This window comes from Empedobacter sp. R132-2 (genome assembly GCF_030324375.1).
GTDB classification, from domain to species: Bacteria; Bacteroidota; Bacteroidia; order Flavobacteriales; family Weeksellaceae; genus Empedobacter; species Empedobacter falsenii_B.
Genome location: NZ_JACAGG010000038.1, coordinates 1 through 14,156 on the forward strand (window position 1 = coordinate 1; position 14,156 = coordinate 14,156).

Sequence of the window (14,156 nt, forward strand, 5' to 3'; positions counted from 1 at the left end):
AATTAATCAAAATAATAATACAATAATATTAAATAAAAACTCTACTTTTAAGTGTTCTTAACAAGGGGAAGATTACAGTATCTGTTTATAAAATCTAAGATGTAAAAATCTTTATAGATATTATTAATAGGACTACTTCCTTCATAACATAAATAATTATGTTTAGGTTTTAAAAAGCGAATTGATTCTTTTTCGAAGTTATTCTTGATTGTAAAGTGTATCATATTATTTTCGACTTTATCAACCTTTATTTTAATTTCATCCTTATTACAACTCAACAAACCAAATCCTAAAAGTAAAAAGTAAACAATAGATTTCATTGATAATTATTTTCTTAAAGATAACAAAAAAGCGAATCAATTGATTCGCTTTACTTTATTTTAAAACCTTTACTTCTTTTTATCTTAATATTTTATTCTAAGGTTACTTTTCGAATAGGTTTGATGAAAAATGCAATTAAAATTACGGTTAAAATTGTCATTGTTCCACCAAAAATAATTCCTGGAACTAACCCTAAAAATGTTGCAGCAATTCCACTTTCTAAAGCTCCTAATTCGTTAGAAGAACTCACAAATATTGAATTGACAGATGAAACACGACCTTTCAAATTTTCGGGCGTTTTAATTTGTAAAATACTTTGACGAATTACCATCGAAATTGCATCAAAAGCACCTCCAAACATCAAAATCACAAAACATAAATACAGATTTTGACTAAATCCGAAAGATATAATGCAAATACCAAACATTGCGACTGCTCCCAATAATTTTGGTCCAACATTTCCTTTTAATAAACTTGGAATCATCGACAAGAAAAACATCATTATAATCGATCCAATTCCATGTGCTGAACGTAATAATCCAAAAGCTTCAGAACCTTGATTCAATACTTTTTCAACGAAAGCTGGTAACAACGATTCTGCTCCACCAAAGAAAACCGCAAACATATCCAAACTCAAAACAGCTAATATAATTGGCGTTCCCCAAATAAATCTCAAACCTTCTTTGATACGTATCATTGGCGATTCTGTCGATTCTGATTCTGATATTTCTGCTGGTTTTTTAGAAATTAATAATATCATCACCATCGAAATACACATAATTGTAAAAGCGGTTATCAAAGCGGCTTCAATACCAAATTTTGCTAAAATAACTCCTCCTGCCAAAGGTCCTAAAACTGATCCAATCATAAATGCAGACGAAGAAACTGGAATTGCTTTTGTGTAGTTTTCTTTACGGACAACTAAGGCTAAAAGTGCAAATAAAGCTGGTCCGCTAAAGGATCTTGTCAATCCTAAAATGAAAAATGCAAAATAACAGATTCCCAAATAAACAGGAATTCCGATTGCTTGGCGAACTGACGGAAAGTTAACAATCATCAAGACAAAAGAAGCGGTCATAAAACAACCAATACTTCGTACCAAGATCATCCGTTTATCCAATTTATCGACCAATTGTCCCGCATAAAAAGCAGTTAAAAGAATTGGTAAAAACTCGGCTAAACCAATTAATCCAAGAAAAATTTCTTTCTGAGTGACTTTAAAAATTTCGTACGCAACAGACGTACTCTGAATGAATAAAGCAAAGATTAAGGAAAACCTTAAAAATATGAATGGAATAAATTCTTTATTTTTCCAAACGGATGGAACTTTCTCCTCTGATGTCATTTTGTAATTTGAATTTTAAGTTTTTAAATGTACATTGATTTTATTCAAAATTACCTTGATTTTGGATAATAAATTTTGTATAAAATCAAAAAAAATCTTCGTGTATTTCTACCCGAAGATTTTTGAAAGTTTATGATGTATTTTATTGTTTAATTTAAGCGAATTCTAATTGTTTTTTCTCCTCTAATTGAAGACGATATTCGTAAATATCCTCAATTGTCAAAACAGTCATTTCATGTTTTTCGGCAAAATCTATAATTTGCGGAACTTTCGCCATTGTACCATCAACATTTGTCAATTCGCACAAAACTGCTTCATTTCCTAAACCTGCTAATTTCACAATATCAATACTTCCTTCTGTATGTCCTCGACGTTCCATAACGCCTTTTGGACGAGCAATTAAAGGAAAAACATGTCCAGGTCGATTAAGGTCAGTCGGTTTTGCAATTGGATTAATTGCTGTTTTTATCGTTTGTATACGATCGGCTGCAGAAACACCAGTTGTTACACCTTCTTTTGCTTCAATAGTTACTGTAAATGCAGTATGAAAACGTGAGTTATTGTTTTCGACCATAGGATTTAGCTCCAATTCATCTGCTTTTTCTTGTGTAAGACACAGACAAACAATACCGCTACATTCACGAATCAATAAAGCCATATCAGGCGCAGTAATTGTGGAAGCAGGAAAAATGATATCACCCTCGTTTTCACGATTTTCATCATCAATTAATAAAATTCCTTTTCCGTTTTGTAGATCTTTTATTGCATTTGCAATTCTTTCATTGGCTGTTGAGCCAAATTGTGTGATTGTTTTCATTTGATTTTTGTTTTATCATGAAACATCACTTCAGGGCGAAACACATTGTTAAGTAATAAGCTCAAAGTTGTGCGTCATGAGTTTTTCACTCAGAACTTAACACTTATCACTCATGACTTTCAGTTGTGTTCAATTTTCTTCTCTCATCCAGACTATACTGTCGGTTTTGGAGTTTCACCAAATCAGTCCAATAACAGTTGTTAAAGGAGTCGCGGACTATAACCGCCGGTAAGGAATTTCGCCTTGCCCCGAAGAAAATTTCGTTTGTTAATACTAATTTTTTATTTGAAAAATTACCATAAACTTTCGCGAACAAAGTTACAAAACCAAAATGAGTTATTTATAATGAATAAAGATTATTTTGTTTACTATCAATAAAAACCATATCTTCATTAAAACACTAATAAAATGAAAAACAAAGCATTAAGAATAATTCTGAAAATTGGTTATTACGCTTTATGCGGATATTTAGTTGGATTATTAATTTCTTAGATCTCACCAACTGGAACAAGCCAAAACGCACCATTTACATGTATAGCTGGATCAATGACTTTTTTATTTTTTAAAGATTATATCATTCCATATTACAGAAGTCAAATTCAACAAAAATAGATTTTACAAATATTTCTCTACAATCGGTTTGATTTGATTTGCGATAAATTGATATCCTTTTTCATTTGGATGAATACCATCTTTTGAAAGAAATTCTTCTTTAGTTGAATTAAAACGTGAGAAAATATCAATAAATTCTATTTGATTTTGAAGTGCTAATTCTTTTAGCTTTTGATTGTATAATTCAATTTTTTGAGTCGTACGAAATTTACGTTTAGGAACTTTTATTCCATCAACCGTTTTAGAGATTGGTAAAATACTTATCACATAAATGTTAACTGTAAATTCTTTTGCTTGAGAAATTACTTCAAAAAGATTTGATTCAAAATTAACAAGAGAAACCAATTCTAAATCATTTCTTTCAGCTAAATCATTTGCGCCATAAAAAAAGAAAATTAGATTTTCGTCAGGAGAAAAGCGCGCTTTTGTCTCAACTTCAAATCGTTTCATTAAACCTTCTGTTGTCTCTCCTCCTATTCCGAGATTAAAACAATTGACTTCGTTTGCATTGTTATTATAAAACTCAGCATGGCAATAACGTTTCAAAATTTCTACATAACCTCCCAAAACCCCGTCATATTCGCCGTAGGTAATACTATCTCCAAAAAATAAGCAATTTGTCATCATCATCTAAAACAACACTTTATCCTCTTTTCTCAATTCTTCTAAATAAGCAGCTTTTTCGTCACGATAAAATAAATTCATTGTTTCGAATGGAATTAATTTCAAATCTTTGTTGACGATATGTACGCAAGACTTTTTAACAGCACGAACATCAAAATCATGTGCATCCATAAAATTCAAAATGATTATTCGGAACAAATTATCGTAATCTAAATCCAATTCGGGCGCGCAAACTTCTGGTAAACAACAAAGCAACTGATTCATTTTTGGTTGTACTTTATCCACAGAAATTCCTGTGCTAAAAATATCCAACAACTGTACTTTCAATTCTTCATCTTGTTCGTAAACAATTGTATTTTTTGATTCGTTATTCAATAAATCGGCAGGATTTATATAGCGTGTTAACGGAATTACCTCGTCATTTAATTTTAACATATATCCCATTGCCAAAGCATCAGGATTACACGAAACCGGAATAATATCATCTCCATTGAAAAGAGGATATTGATTCAGAATCTCTTGACGAACTTCCGTTAAGGTAATTTTTTCATGAATAGAGTCTTCTCTGTTTCGGCCTGCAATTTCTACAGGTTGAAAAGTAACTCCACGTACACATTTTTGTTTTAAAGCAAAATCGATGATTTTTCCAATTTCATCCGTATTTTTATCTTTTTGAAGAACAACAACCAAAGTTGTAGAAAGATTTAATTCATTCAATTTTTCTAAAGCTTTCATTCGAACATCTGTCAAATCTTTTCCTCGAAAATCTTCTAAAACTTCTTTTTTAAATGAATCAAATTGTAAATAAACTTCAAATTCTGGTGCATAAGTTGCTAATTTTTCTGCAAAACCTGGATCATTCGCAATTCTAATTCCGTTTGTATTCAACATCAAATGTTTAATTGGTTTTGATTTTGCAATTTCCATAATCTCAAAAAATTGTGGATGAATTGTTGGCTCTCCGCCACTAATTTGAACCACATCGGGTTCGCCTTCATTTTTAACAATGGTATCAAACATCGCTTCTATTTGCTCTAAACTACGATGAGAACCGTAATGTGGCGATGACATGGCGTAACAAGTAGGGCACGTTAAATTGCATCGATCCGTCACCTCAACAATTGATAAACACGAATGTTGCTCGTGATCGACACACAAACCACAATCGTACGGACAACCATATTCTACATCTGTCTCAAAATGCAAAGGCATTTCTGATGCTTTATTGTAATTTCTTATGTTTTTATAATAATCGACATCCGTTGCTATTTTTGTTTTGAAGAAACCATGATCTGGACAACGTTTTGTCATAAAAACATTCTCGTCCTCGATAATAATTTTTGCACCAACACGTTTTAAACATTCTGGACAAAGTGAAATTGTATAATCGTAATACGTGTAATTTCTAACCGGCATAATATAAGTTTTAAGTAGATTTAAGTTTTAATGAAAGGTACGATGTTTACATAGATCCACAAACCATTCCTGAAATAATAAGTGTAACCAATGCACACATTCCAAAAATCATTAAATAGTATTTTGAAGATTTACTTTTTCCAGAAATAGAATTTATGATTAGCGAAATTACTGTTCCAACAGCGCCTCCAATAAGTGCAATTACTGCTAAAATTGCTATAATAACATAAATAAAATCGTTTCCAAATCCTCCTTCTGCAAATATTACTGAATATATCATATTAGTTTCCAATTAAAATTAAGCCACAAATTGAACCCGAAGCAAGTAAAATCCCTATTCCCCAAACCATTAGTTTTAGAGACATTTCTACACTTTCTATCTCATTTTTATTCTTTGTAAATAAGTACAAAATAAAACCTGCTACAGAAAGTACAGAACCAATAAGAAGTAAAATAAAAACAATTGTAAATAAAGATTCCATTAGTTAGATTTAAGTTGTGATAACTTAAAGATATAATAAAAAATAACACCAACACAAGTAATTTGAATAGAACTTAATCCTAAAAAAATGGGATGTATTGGTTTGATAAAATCTAAACAGAAACGAAACACAAAATAAGCCAGCATAAAGATTTGAAACAAATATCCAGAAGGATAAATATATTTTTTCTGAACGATTTTTAAAACTATCCAAAGCAAAATAAGGTAAACAATTTCGTACAAAGCAACTGGATGACGTAACAATCCATCGCCTAAATCCATTCCGAAAATAGATGTTGTTTCTATTCCATATGTTTGTTCATAAACGCCTGTTAAAAAGCAACCAATTCGTCCAATTATCATCGCTAAAATCAAAGGAAAAGTAATCAAATCGCCTGTACTTTCTTTGTATCTAATTATCTTTTTTGTGAGTTCTACACCAATTAAACCAAAGGTTAAACCACCTATGATTGTGTTACTTGTCCAGAAAAAGAGAAAAGGATTTTCTGCATCCAAAAGAGCTTGCGGATTTTCTAATGTTCCAATTATTTTAGAGCCCAAAAGCGCTCCAATTAATGCGCCTATAATTATACTAAACGATTGTGTTGTCGATAAACTTGATTTGTTTCGTTTTCGTAGAAATGCATAATAACGCATCGCAATAAAAATTCCGACCGATTCGAGAATAGGATGAACTAAGACTGAGTGTCCAAAAATTTCAATGGATACAGGAAAATCTATTATCACAAATTAATTAGGTTTTGAGTAAAAGTAATTGATTTTATAGAAATAAAAAAAGCGATGTTAAACATCGCTTTTCGTTTATATTTTGAAAATTTTCTTATCTAAATTTTGAAAAATCTCTTGGACGTTTTTCTAAGAATGCATTACGACCTTCTACAGCCTCTTCTGTACCATATGCAAAACGTGTGGTTTCTCCTGCAAAAATTTGTTGTCCAACTAAACCATCATCTACCAAATTGAATGCATATTTCAACATTTTAATTGCTGTTGGCGATTTTGTTAAAATCTCTTGTGCCCAATCAAAAGCAACTTGTTCTAACTCGTCATGCGGAACAACTAAATTTACCATTCCCATATCGTAAGCCTCTTGTGCAGAGTAATTCAATCCTAAGAAAAAGATTTCACGGGCACGTTTTTGACCAACTTGTTTTGCCAAATAAGCCGAACCGTAACCACCATCAAATGAAGCTACATCTGCATCAGTTTGTTTGAAAATCGCATGTTCTTTAGAAGCCAATGTCATGTCACAAACCACGTGCAAAGAATGTCCTCCTCCTACTGCCCAACCATTTACAACGGCTACAACAACTTTTGTCGAAAAACGAATTAAACGCTGAACTTCTAAAATATTCAAACGTCCAACACCATCTTGTCCTTCATAACCTTTTGCACCACGAACGCGTTGATCACCTCCAGAACAAAAAGCCCAACCACCATCTTTTGCAGATGGTCCTTCTCCTGTCAATAAAATTACACCAACTTCACGATCTTCTTCTGCTAATTGAAAAGCATCTAATAATTCGAAAACAGTTTTTGGGCGAAATGCATTACGAACTTCAGGACGATTAAATGCTATACGCATTACTCCATCACATTTCTTGAACGTGATATCTTCGTACTCCTTTACCGTTTGCCAATTGATTGTTGCCATTATATATTTTGTTTTTTGATTAAAAATTTCTCAAAAATAAGATTTATTCATTTTTAAAAAGAATTTTCAGTTATTAATCTCAAGTTTTTCTACGCAATTCTAGCATACGCTGATCTATAATCTCTTGATACTCTTCTTTAATTACCTTATTTTTTGCGCTAAGAGGTTTTATTCATCATAGTGGTATAAAAAAAGACAATCCGAAAAATACGAATTGCCTTTTAATTTGAAAAATATTTAAAAGAATTGTTATTTAAAATCTGCGTCAGAAACGTTTTTATTAATTTCTACTGATTCAATTACTATTTTAGCTGTTTGAGGTCCAGCTTCTGTTAAAATTTCTGTTGGCATTAAAATACCTTCAAAAGTTTTATATCCTTTGTTTATCGTCGTCGCAATCATTTCTCCTTGTGGAGATTTCATTTTTTGTTCAGACTTCATTAACAAGCCAGTTTTTACATCATAATAATCTGTACGAGAAATATCTGCAGCAACAACTTTGTAATATTCAACTCCGTTTTCAGAAACGATTCCTTCTACTTTAGCCGATTTATAACCTTCTGACAATGGTACAAACAAAGAATTTGTTTTCTTTAAAGGATCTGTCATTTCAGCTGGTAAATCAAATTTTTGTCCTTGAAAAACAAACCCTTTCTCACCATCAAAAATTTGTTTAATAATAAGTCCACCTATATTATAACTTACAAAAGTTTTATTAGGCGCAGCAGATTTAGATATATATTCTCCATTTCTACCCATCATGTCAATTTTTCCTTTTTGAGCAATCGATTTTACAGCTTTCACTTTGTCCGTACCACCAATAGCTTTGAAAAAATTATCTGTAATTTGAGCAACTGAAACAGTTGTAGTTTTTGCACCAGAAGTTGGTTTATCTATTTTATTTCCGAAAGAATCGTAGTAATTAACTGAGTAACCTAATTTTTCTAAAGCTGGTGCAATTTGCTCTAATTTACCTGTTACATTGATTTTTGCTTGATCTGGACGGAAATATTTTTTCGAAACACGTAAAACATCATCAATTGTTACAGCATTTATATTTTTGATATAATCTGCATAAAAACTATCTGATAATTGATTTGTCTTTTTCGTTAAAGCCTGGTTAGCAACCGTAGAAGGACTTTCTAAAGTCAAGATAAAGTTTCCTAAGAATTTTGCTTTTACATCATTCAACGTTTGTTGATCAATTTTGTTTAACGTCATTCCTTTAATTTCTTTCATCGTCTCAACGATAGCAGAATCCGTCACTTCGTTACGAACAGTTGCATTAGTATTGAAACGTCCAATGTAACGAGAATCAGAAACTCCACCACGTGCACCATATGTCCAACCATGCGCTTCACGAAGATTCATATTCAATTTCGAATTAAAATCGCCTCCCAAAATAGACGACGCAATTAACGCTGCATAATAATCTGGATCTTTCTTTGTCAACTGAACTGGATACGAAACTGAGACCACAGATTGCACTGCGTTAGGCATATTAATCGCATTTAATTCCGTTTTTGTAACTTCTTCTACTTTTGGAAATGCTGGAATATTTAATTTTCCTGTTTGCCAAGAATCAAAGTTTTTCTCCGCCAATGCTTTTACATCTTTTGTCGAAATATCTCCAACAACAATCAAATAAGCATTGTTTGGTTTGTAGTAGGTATTGTAGTAATCCTTCACATCTTGCAATGTAATTTTCTCAATTTGGGCTGGTGTATCAAATTCTGAGAAAGGATTATTTTTTCCATAAACTAATATATTCGAAACGCGAGATGCTGCTGCTTCTACAGATTTTTCATTCGACTTTAAACCTTCGATGTAACGTTTTTTAACATCAGCAAATTCACTTTCAGTAAAGTTTGGATTCATAGCTCCATCAGCCATATAACCAAAAATCTCGTTAAAATACTTAGTTAAAGAACTTGCAGAAGCTCCTTCTTCCCAAAAATTAACGCGAGCTCCTAAAAACTCAATACGTTTATTGAAATCATCTTTCGATTTTGTTTTTGTTCCTGTTCCCAACATTTCGCCCAACAAAGACTCTGCTCCTTTTTTTGCACCTAATGCATATGGAGGATTATCGATTGTTAATGTAGCAGAAACTCGTGGTAATTTATGATTTTCAACAACGATAACTGTTAAACCATTTTTTAATTTGAATTCGTTCGATTTTCCTAAATTAACCGTCGGTGCTGGACCTGGTTTTGGCATTGGAATCGCCACTTGCGCATTTAAGCTAACTGCCATAAAAGCGATTGCAAGAGATAATATTTTTGTTTTCATAATTCGGTTGTTTTTTATTTTGCAGCTTTTTTAGATTCTGGTAAATAATGAATAATTACACGTTGGTTTTTGTTTAGATACTTTTTAGCAACATTGCGAATATCTTCTCTTGTTACAGATTGATAAACTTTCAATTCTTCGTTGATTTTATTTGTATCTCCGCCCAACATATAAGCATCCGCTAAAGCATGTGCAATGTTTTGAACACCCGATTTTGAAGCCACAAAACTATTTTCAATTCCATTTAAGATTTTTTGGTAATCTTCTTCAGAAATCAAATTTGTTTGAACTTTTTCTATATCTTGTTGTAAATCTCCTTCTAATTTATCCAAAGAAACTTCTCCTTGAGGTAAAATTCCGATTGAATAAATTCCGTAATCTTCCATTTGACGATTGAAAGCAAATATTTGTAATGCTTCTTTTTTCTCGTCAACATATTTTTTATATAAAACTGATGATTTTCCACCTGTTAAATAGCTTGATAACATTTCTAATGCATAAGCATCTTTTGATTTGTTATCTGGCGTACGATAATTAATCGCCAATAAAGGAATCTGAATATTTGCATCATATTCTGTTGCACGAATTTCTGATGTAATTGGATCTTCCTTCTCAACAGTTTTCACAACATCTTTTCCTCTTGGAATTACACCAAAATATTTCTCAATTAATTTCTTTGCTTCGTCTTTATTAAAATCACCCGCAACAACTAATACAGCATTATTTGGCACATAAAAAGTTTGACTAAAGTGTTTGAAATCGTCTAATTTTGCATTACTCAAATCCTCAAAAGAACCAATTACACTCCAACGGTAAGGATGTTTTTTGAAAACATGAGGATTAACCGCTTCTCCGTACGAAAATTTACCATAAGGTTGATTGTCTAAACGAGAACGTTTTTCTTCTTTTACAACTTCTTTTTGTGTATCGACGCCAATTTGATTGATGATTGGTTGACGCAAACGATCAGATTCCATCCATAATCCTAATTCTAAATTATTTGATGGAAAAGTTTCGTAATAATATGTTCTGTCCGTTGTTGTATTCGCATTGTTAGAACCTCCATGAGAAGAAACAATTTTGAACCATTCACCTCTCTTAATATTCTCTGTTCCTTCAAATAATAAATGCTCAAAAAAGTGTGCAAAACCTGTTTTACCAACTTGCTCATCTTTCGAACCTACGTGATACATAACACCTGTTGTAATAACTGGAGCAGAATTATCTTGATGAAGGATAACATGCAATCCGTTTGCTAGAGTATACTCATCAAATTTTATTTGCTGACCAAATAATGCTGATCCTGCAAATAAGATAGACATAAAAATTTTCTTCATTTAGTATTTTTTAAGTTTTTATCTATTATGCTTATGTAACATTAGTAGCAGTTTTTTTGAAAATGTTACACCAAATTTGCATAATAATTAAAAAAAGTAAAATAATACACGTCTATTGATTTAGTAGGCATTTGTATTAATTTACAACAATATTTCATAATATACCTATAGTAATTGTTATTGTATTTGCTATAGATTTGTAAAAATCGAGAGAAAAAAATGGATTTTATAGAGTTTTTTGGTTTTGTAGGTGCCTTCTTCATCGGACTAATTATGGGAGTTCTTGGTGGTGGTGGATCTATTTTAGCCGTTCCTATTTTAGCGTATATTTTTCATTTCGACGAAAAAATTGCTACTGCTTATTCATTATGCATCGTTGGATCGACAGGATTGATTGGAGGAATAAAGCAAGCTTCGCAAAAAATGGTTGATTGGAAAGTCGTTTTTCAATTTGGATTACCAGCTGTTGTTGGAATTACATTGGTTCGTGCATTTTTAATTCCTGCCCTGCCAAGTAATTTATTTTCTATAGGCGATTTTATCGTCACACGTCGAATGGCAATGTTTGGTTTATTCGCTATTCTGATGGTTTTCGCAGCTATTTCTATGTTAAAAGGGAAGAAAGAAGAACAAATTAATCAGAAAAATGATAAGCTAAATCCTCTTTTATTAATTCAAGGATTTTTAATCGGAGGATTAACAGGAATGGTTGGTGCTGGCGGTGGTTTTTTGATTGTTCCGGCATTAATGATGGTTGCAAAATTAGATATGAAAAGAGCTTCGGCAACTTCGTTGGTAATTATTGCCATCAATTCACTTATCGGATTTTTTATTGGTGATGCTTTACACATCAAAATTGATTGGAGTTTTTTGAGTGTTTTCATTGGAATTTCTATGGTTGGAATTCTTGTCGGAACCTACATCAACAAATTTTTACCAGTACAATTTCTAAAACGAACATTTGCAATCTTCATTATTTTAATGGCAATTTTTATGTTCATCGAAGAATTTATAATTCAATAATTTAAAGTATGGAACTGAACGAAAATTTTTGGAACGATAAATACATCACAAATCAAACTGGTTGGGATTTAAAAGCTCCTTCTACTCCACTAAAAGAGTATATCGATCAATTGGAAGATAAAAATATCAGAATTCTGATTCCAGGTTGTGGAAATGCTTACGAAGCAGAATATCTTTTGGAACAAGGTTTTACGAATATTACATTGATTGATATTTCGGAAATTGTAGTCGAAAAAATCAAAGAAAAATTTAAACATAATCCCAATATCAAAGTTCTTCATCAAGATTTTTTTGAGTTAGATGGTGAATTTGATTTGATTTTAGAACAAACTTTTTTCTGTGCATTAGATCCAAAATTACGTCAAAGCTATAGTATCAAAATGAATGAACTGCTAACCGAAAACGGAAAATTAGTTGGTGTATTATTCAACAGAGAATTCGGAAATGAAACGCCTCCTTTTGGAGGTGATAAAACTGAATATCAGACGTATTTCAATGATTATTTTGATTTCAAAGTCATGGAAAATTGTTACAATTCTATTCCGCCAAGAGCTAAAACCGAATTATTTATTAATCTAAAAAAGATTGCCAAATAACCTATGATTTCATTCATAAATTTTAAGTTAACTATCAATCTTATTTGAGTTTAAATAGAAGAAAAGTATCAGAATTCATCCATCAGAGGAAAATTCTAAATTTAAATATTTGTATTTTTACACACTAAATCATTCTTATGAAAATTGAACAAATTTACACCGGATGTCTTGCGCAAGGTGCTTATTATATAGAAAGCAATGGTGAAGTTGCAATTATTGATCCGTTGAGAGAAACACAATCTTACATCGATCAAGCGACAAAAGACAATGCAAAAATCAAATACATTTTCGAAACGCATTTTCATGCAGATTTCGTTTCAGGACATGTAGATTTGGCGCAAAAAACTGGTGCTACAATTATTTATGGTCCAACTGCGGAACCAAATTTTGATACACATATCGCAACTGATGGCGAAGTTTTTTCTTTAGGAAATATAACTATTACAGCTTTACACACACCAGGTCATACCATGGAGAGTACAACGTATTTATTGAAAGATGAAAACGGTAAAGATTATGCAATTTTTACAGGAGATACTTTATTTATTGGTGATGTTGGTCGTCCAGATTTAGCTCAAAAATTAAATACAGACTTAACGCAAGAAAAATTAGCTGGTTATTTATTTGATTCTTTACGAAACAAAATTATGCCTTTAGCTAATGATATTATCGTATATCCTGCACACGGAGCGGGTTCTGCTTGTGGAAAAAACATGAGTAAAGAAACTTTTGATTCGCTAGGACATCAAAAAGAAGTGAATTATGCTTTGAATCCTTCTATGACAAAAGAGGAATTTATTACTGAATTAACTTCAGGATTAATGCCTCCTCCATTCTATTTTCCAGAAAATGTAATGATGAACAAATTGGGTGTTGAATCTTTGGATGTAGTGAAAGAACGTGCGAATAAAGCTTTATTTCCAGACGAATTTATGCAAGTTGCGGAAGATACAAATGCGTTAATTTTAGATGTTCGCGATCCTCAAACTTTTGCAGCTGGATTTATTCCAAACTCCATCAATATTGGAATTAGAGGAAATTTTGCACCTTGGGTTGGTACATTAATCACAGATATCAAACAACCAATTTTGTTAATTGCAGAAATTGGTGAAGAAGAGGAAGCGGTAACACGTTTGGCTCGTGTCGGATATGACAATGTAATCGGATTTTTGAACAATGGTTTCCAAGCTTGGGTTGAGGCTGAAAAAGATTTCGATGAAATTGTTTCGGTTTCTCCAGAAGAGTTTGTAGAGTTAGTTGATGAAACTGAATTAAAAGTTTTGGACGTTCGTAAGCCAGGTGAATATGAAACTTCTCACGTAGAAGGTGCAATTACAGCTCCTTTAGATTTCATCAATGAATCTATGAAATTAATCGATCCTGAAGAAACCTATTTAGTACATTGTGCAGGAGGATATCGTTCAATGATTTTCTCTTCAATTTTACGCGCTCGTGGTTACGAAAATTTGATTGACGTTGCTGGAGGTTTTGGTAAAATAAAAGAAGTTGAAGGTGTTAAAATTGTAGAAGGAACTTCGCCTTGTCAATCAGGAAATAATTCTTGTTCAACGAAATAAACAATTTATTTTAAATAATAACGTTATAGCCTTGGGATAA

Annotated in this window: 13 protein-coding genes and 1 riboswitch; of the genes, 3 read left to right on the forward strand and 10 right to left on the reverse strand. The window is 31.9% G+C overall.

The features are described 5' to 3' along the window. Window positions 1-412 precede the first annotated feature (412 nt). The 10 genes from HXZ69_RS13280 to HXZ69_RS13325 form a co-directional block, all read right to left on the reverse strand. Entirely contained in the window at window positions 413-1,666 is a 1,254-nt protein-coding gene (locus HXZ69_RS13280) for an MFS transporter (protein ID WP_286496264.1), read from the reverse strand. Between the two features lie 154 nt (window positions 1,667-1,820). Next, window positions 1,821-2,483, reverse strand: coding sequence for a 3,4-dihydroxy-2-butanone-4-phosphate synthase (gene ribB, locus HXZ69_RS13285; protein ID WP_114999705.1), 663 nt, complete (start codon window positions 2,481-2,483; stop codon window positions 1,821-1,823). A gap of 131 nt (window positions 2,484-2,614) precedes the next feature. Continuing rightward, a riboswitch (FMN riboswitch) is annotated at window positions 2,615-2,743 on the reverse strand. A 355-nt stretch (window positions 2,744-3,098) separates the two neighbouring features. Continuing rightward, on the reverse strand, window positions 3,099-3,719 hold the full coding sequence (locus HXZ69_RS13290; RefSeq protein WP_115002005.1) for an SGNH/GDSL hydrolase family protein: 621 nt from the start codon (window positions 3,717-3,719) through the stop codon (window positions 3,099-3,101). A gap of 6 nt (window positions 3,720-3,725) precedes the next feature. Beyond that, complete coding sequence (locus tag HXZ69_RS13295; RefSeq protein ID WP_280037369.1) at window positions 3,726-5,135, reverse strand: radical SAM protein; 1,410 nt, start codon at window positions 5,133-5,135, stop codon at window positions 3,726-3,728. Between the two features lie 46 nt (window positions 5,136-5,181). Further along, window positions 5,182-5,415, reverse strand: coding sequence for a hypothetical protein (locus tag HXZ69_RS13300; protein ID WP_114999703.1), 234 nt, complete (start codon window positions 5,413-5,415; stop codon window positions 5,182-5,184). A gap of 1 nt (window position 5,416) precedes the next feature. Next, on the reverse strand, window positions 5,417-5,617 hold the full coding sequence (locus tag HXZ69_RS13305) for a hypothetical protein (RefSeq protein WP_114999701.1): 201 nt from the start codon (window positions 5,615-5,617) through the stop codon (window positions 5,417-5,419). Then, a complete protein-coding gene (locus HXZ69_RS13310; RefSeq protein WP_312067361.1) occupies window positions 5,617-6,363 on the reverse strand; it encodes a prolipoprotein diacylglyceryl transferase in 747 nt (248 codons plus the stop codon). The genes HXZ69_RS13305 and HXZ69_RS13310 overlap by 1 nt, the downstream gene beginning before the upstream one ends. Before the next feature lie 94 nt (window positions 6,364-6,457). Further along, window positions 6,458-7,291 (reverse strand): 1,4-dihydroxy-2-naphthoyl-CoA synthase, encoded by an 834-nt coding sequence (locus HXZ69_RS13315; protein WP_114999699.1) that lies wholly within the window; start codon window positions 7,289-7,291, stop codon window positions 6,458-6,460. Window positions 7,292-7,540: 249 nt separating this feature from the next. Next, on the reverse strand, window positions 7,541-9,583 hold the full coding sequence (locus HXZ69_RS13320) for a M16 family metallopeptidase (RefSeq protein WP_286496265.1): 2,043 nt from the start codon (window positions 9,581-9,583) through the stop codon (window positions 7,541-7,543). A 14-nt stretch (window positions 9,584-9,597) separates the two neighbouring features. Then, window positions 9,598-10,920, reverse strand: a complete 1,323-nt coding sequence (locus HXZ69_RS13325; RefSeq protein WP_219035009.1) for a M16 family metallopeptidase — start codon at window positions 10,918-10,920, stop codon at window positions 9,598-9,600. Between the two features lie 219 nt (window positions 10,921-11,139). Between HXZ69_RS13325 and HXZ69_RS13330 the strand changes: the two genes are divergently transcribed. From HXZ69_RS13330 to HXZ69_RS13340, 3 genes are all read left to right on the forward strand, one after another. Further along, entirely contained in the window at window positions 11,140-11,943 is an 804-nt protein-coding gene (locus tag HXZ69_RS13330; RefSeq protein WP_219035008.1) for a sulfite exporter TauE/SafE family protein, read from the forward strand. 8 nt (window positions 11,944-11,951) lie between these two features. Beyond that, window positions 11,952-12,539: a methyltransferase domain-containing protein gene (locus HXZ69_RS13335; RefSeq protein WP_286496266.1), complete on the forward strand. Its 588-nt coding sequence runs from the start codon at window positions 11,952-11,954 to the stop codon at window positions 12,537-12,539. A 137-nt stretch (window positions 12,540-12,676) separates the two neighbouring features. Further along, window positions 12,677-14,116 (forward strand): MBL fold metallo-hydrolase, encoded by a 1,440-nt coding sequence (locus HXZ69_RS13340; protein ID WP_286496268.1) that lies wholly within the window; start codon window positions 12,677-12,679, stop codon window positions 14,114-14,116. Window positions 14,117-14,156 lie beyond the last annotated feature (40 nt).

Bases quoted from the DNA above. Each gene is read 5' to 3' on its own strand.
- HXZ69_RS13280 (WP_286496264.1), bottom strand. From the start codon at position 1,666: ATGACATCAGAGGAGAAAGTTCCATCCGTTTGGAAAAATAAAGAATTT.
- ribB (WP_114999705.1), bottom strand. From the start codon at position 2,483: ATGAAAACAATCACACAATTTGGCTCAACAGCCAATGAAAGAATTGCA.
- HXZ69_RS13290 (WP_115002005.1), bottom strand. From the start codon at position 3,719: ATGACAAATTGCTTATTTTTTGGAGATAGTATTACCTACGGCGAATAT.
- HXZ69_RS13295 (WP_280037369.1), bottom strand. From the start codon at position 5,135: ATGCCGGTTAGAAATTACACGTATTACGATTATACAATTTCACTTTGT.
- HXZ69_RS13300 (WP_114999703.1), bottom strand. From the start codon at position 5,415: ATGATATATTCAGTAATATTTGCAGAAGGAGGATTTGGAAACGATTTT.
- HXZ69_RS13305 (WP_114999701.1), bottom strand. From the start codon at position 5,617: ATGGAATCTTTATTTACAATTGTTTTTATTTTACTTCTTATTGGTTCT.
- HXZ69_RS13315 (WP_114999699.1), bottom strand. From the start codon at position 7,291: ATGGCAACAATCAATTGGCAAACGGTAAAGGAGTACGAAGATATCACG.
- HXZ69_RS13320 (WP_286496265.1), bottom strand. From the start codon at position 9,583: ATGAAAACAAAAATATTATCTCTTGCAATCGCTTTTATGGCAGTTAGC.
- HXZ69_RS13325 (WP_219035009.1), bottom strand. From the start codon at position 10,920: ATGAAGAAAATTTTTATGTCTATCTTATTTGCAGGATCAGCATTATTT.
- HXZ69_RS13330 (WP_219035008.1), top strand. From the start codon at position 11,140: ATGGATTTTATAGAGTTTTTTGGTTTTGTAGGTGCCTTCTTCATCGGA.
- HXZ69_RS13335 (WP_286496266.1), top strand. From the start codon at position 11,952: ATGGAACTGAACGAAAATTTTTGGAACGATAAATACATCACAAATCAA.
- HXZ69_RS13340 (WP_286496268.1), top strand. From the start codon at position 12,677: ATGAAAATTGAACAAATTTACACCGGATGTCTTGCGCAAGGTGCTTAT.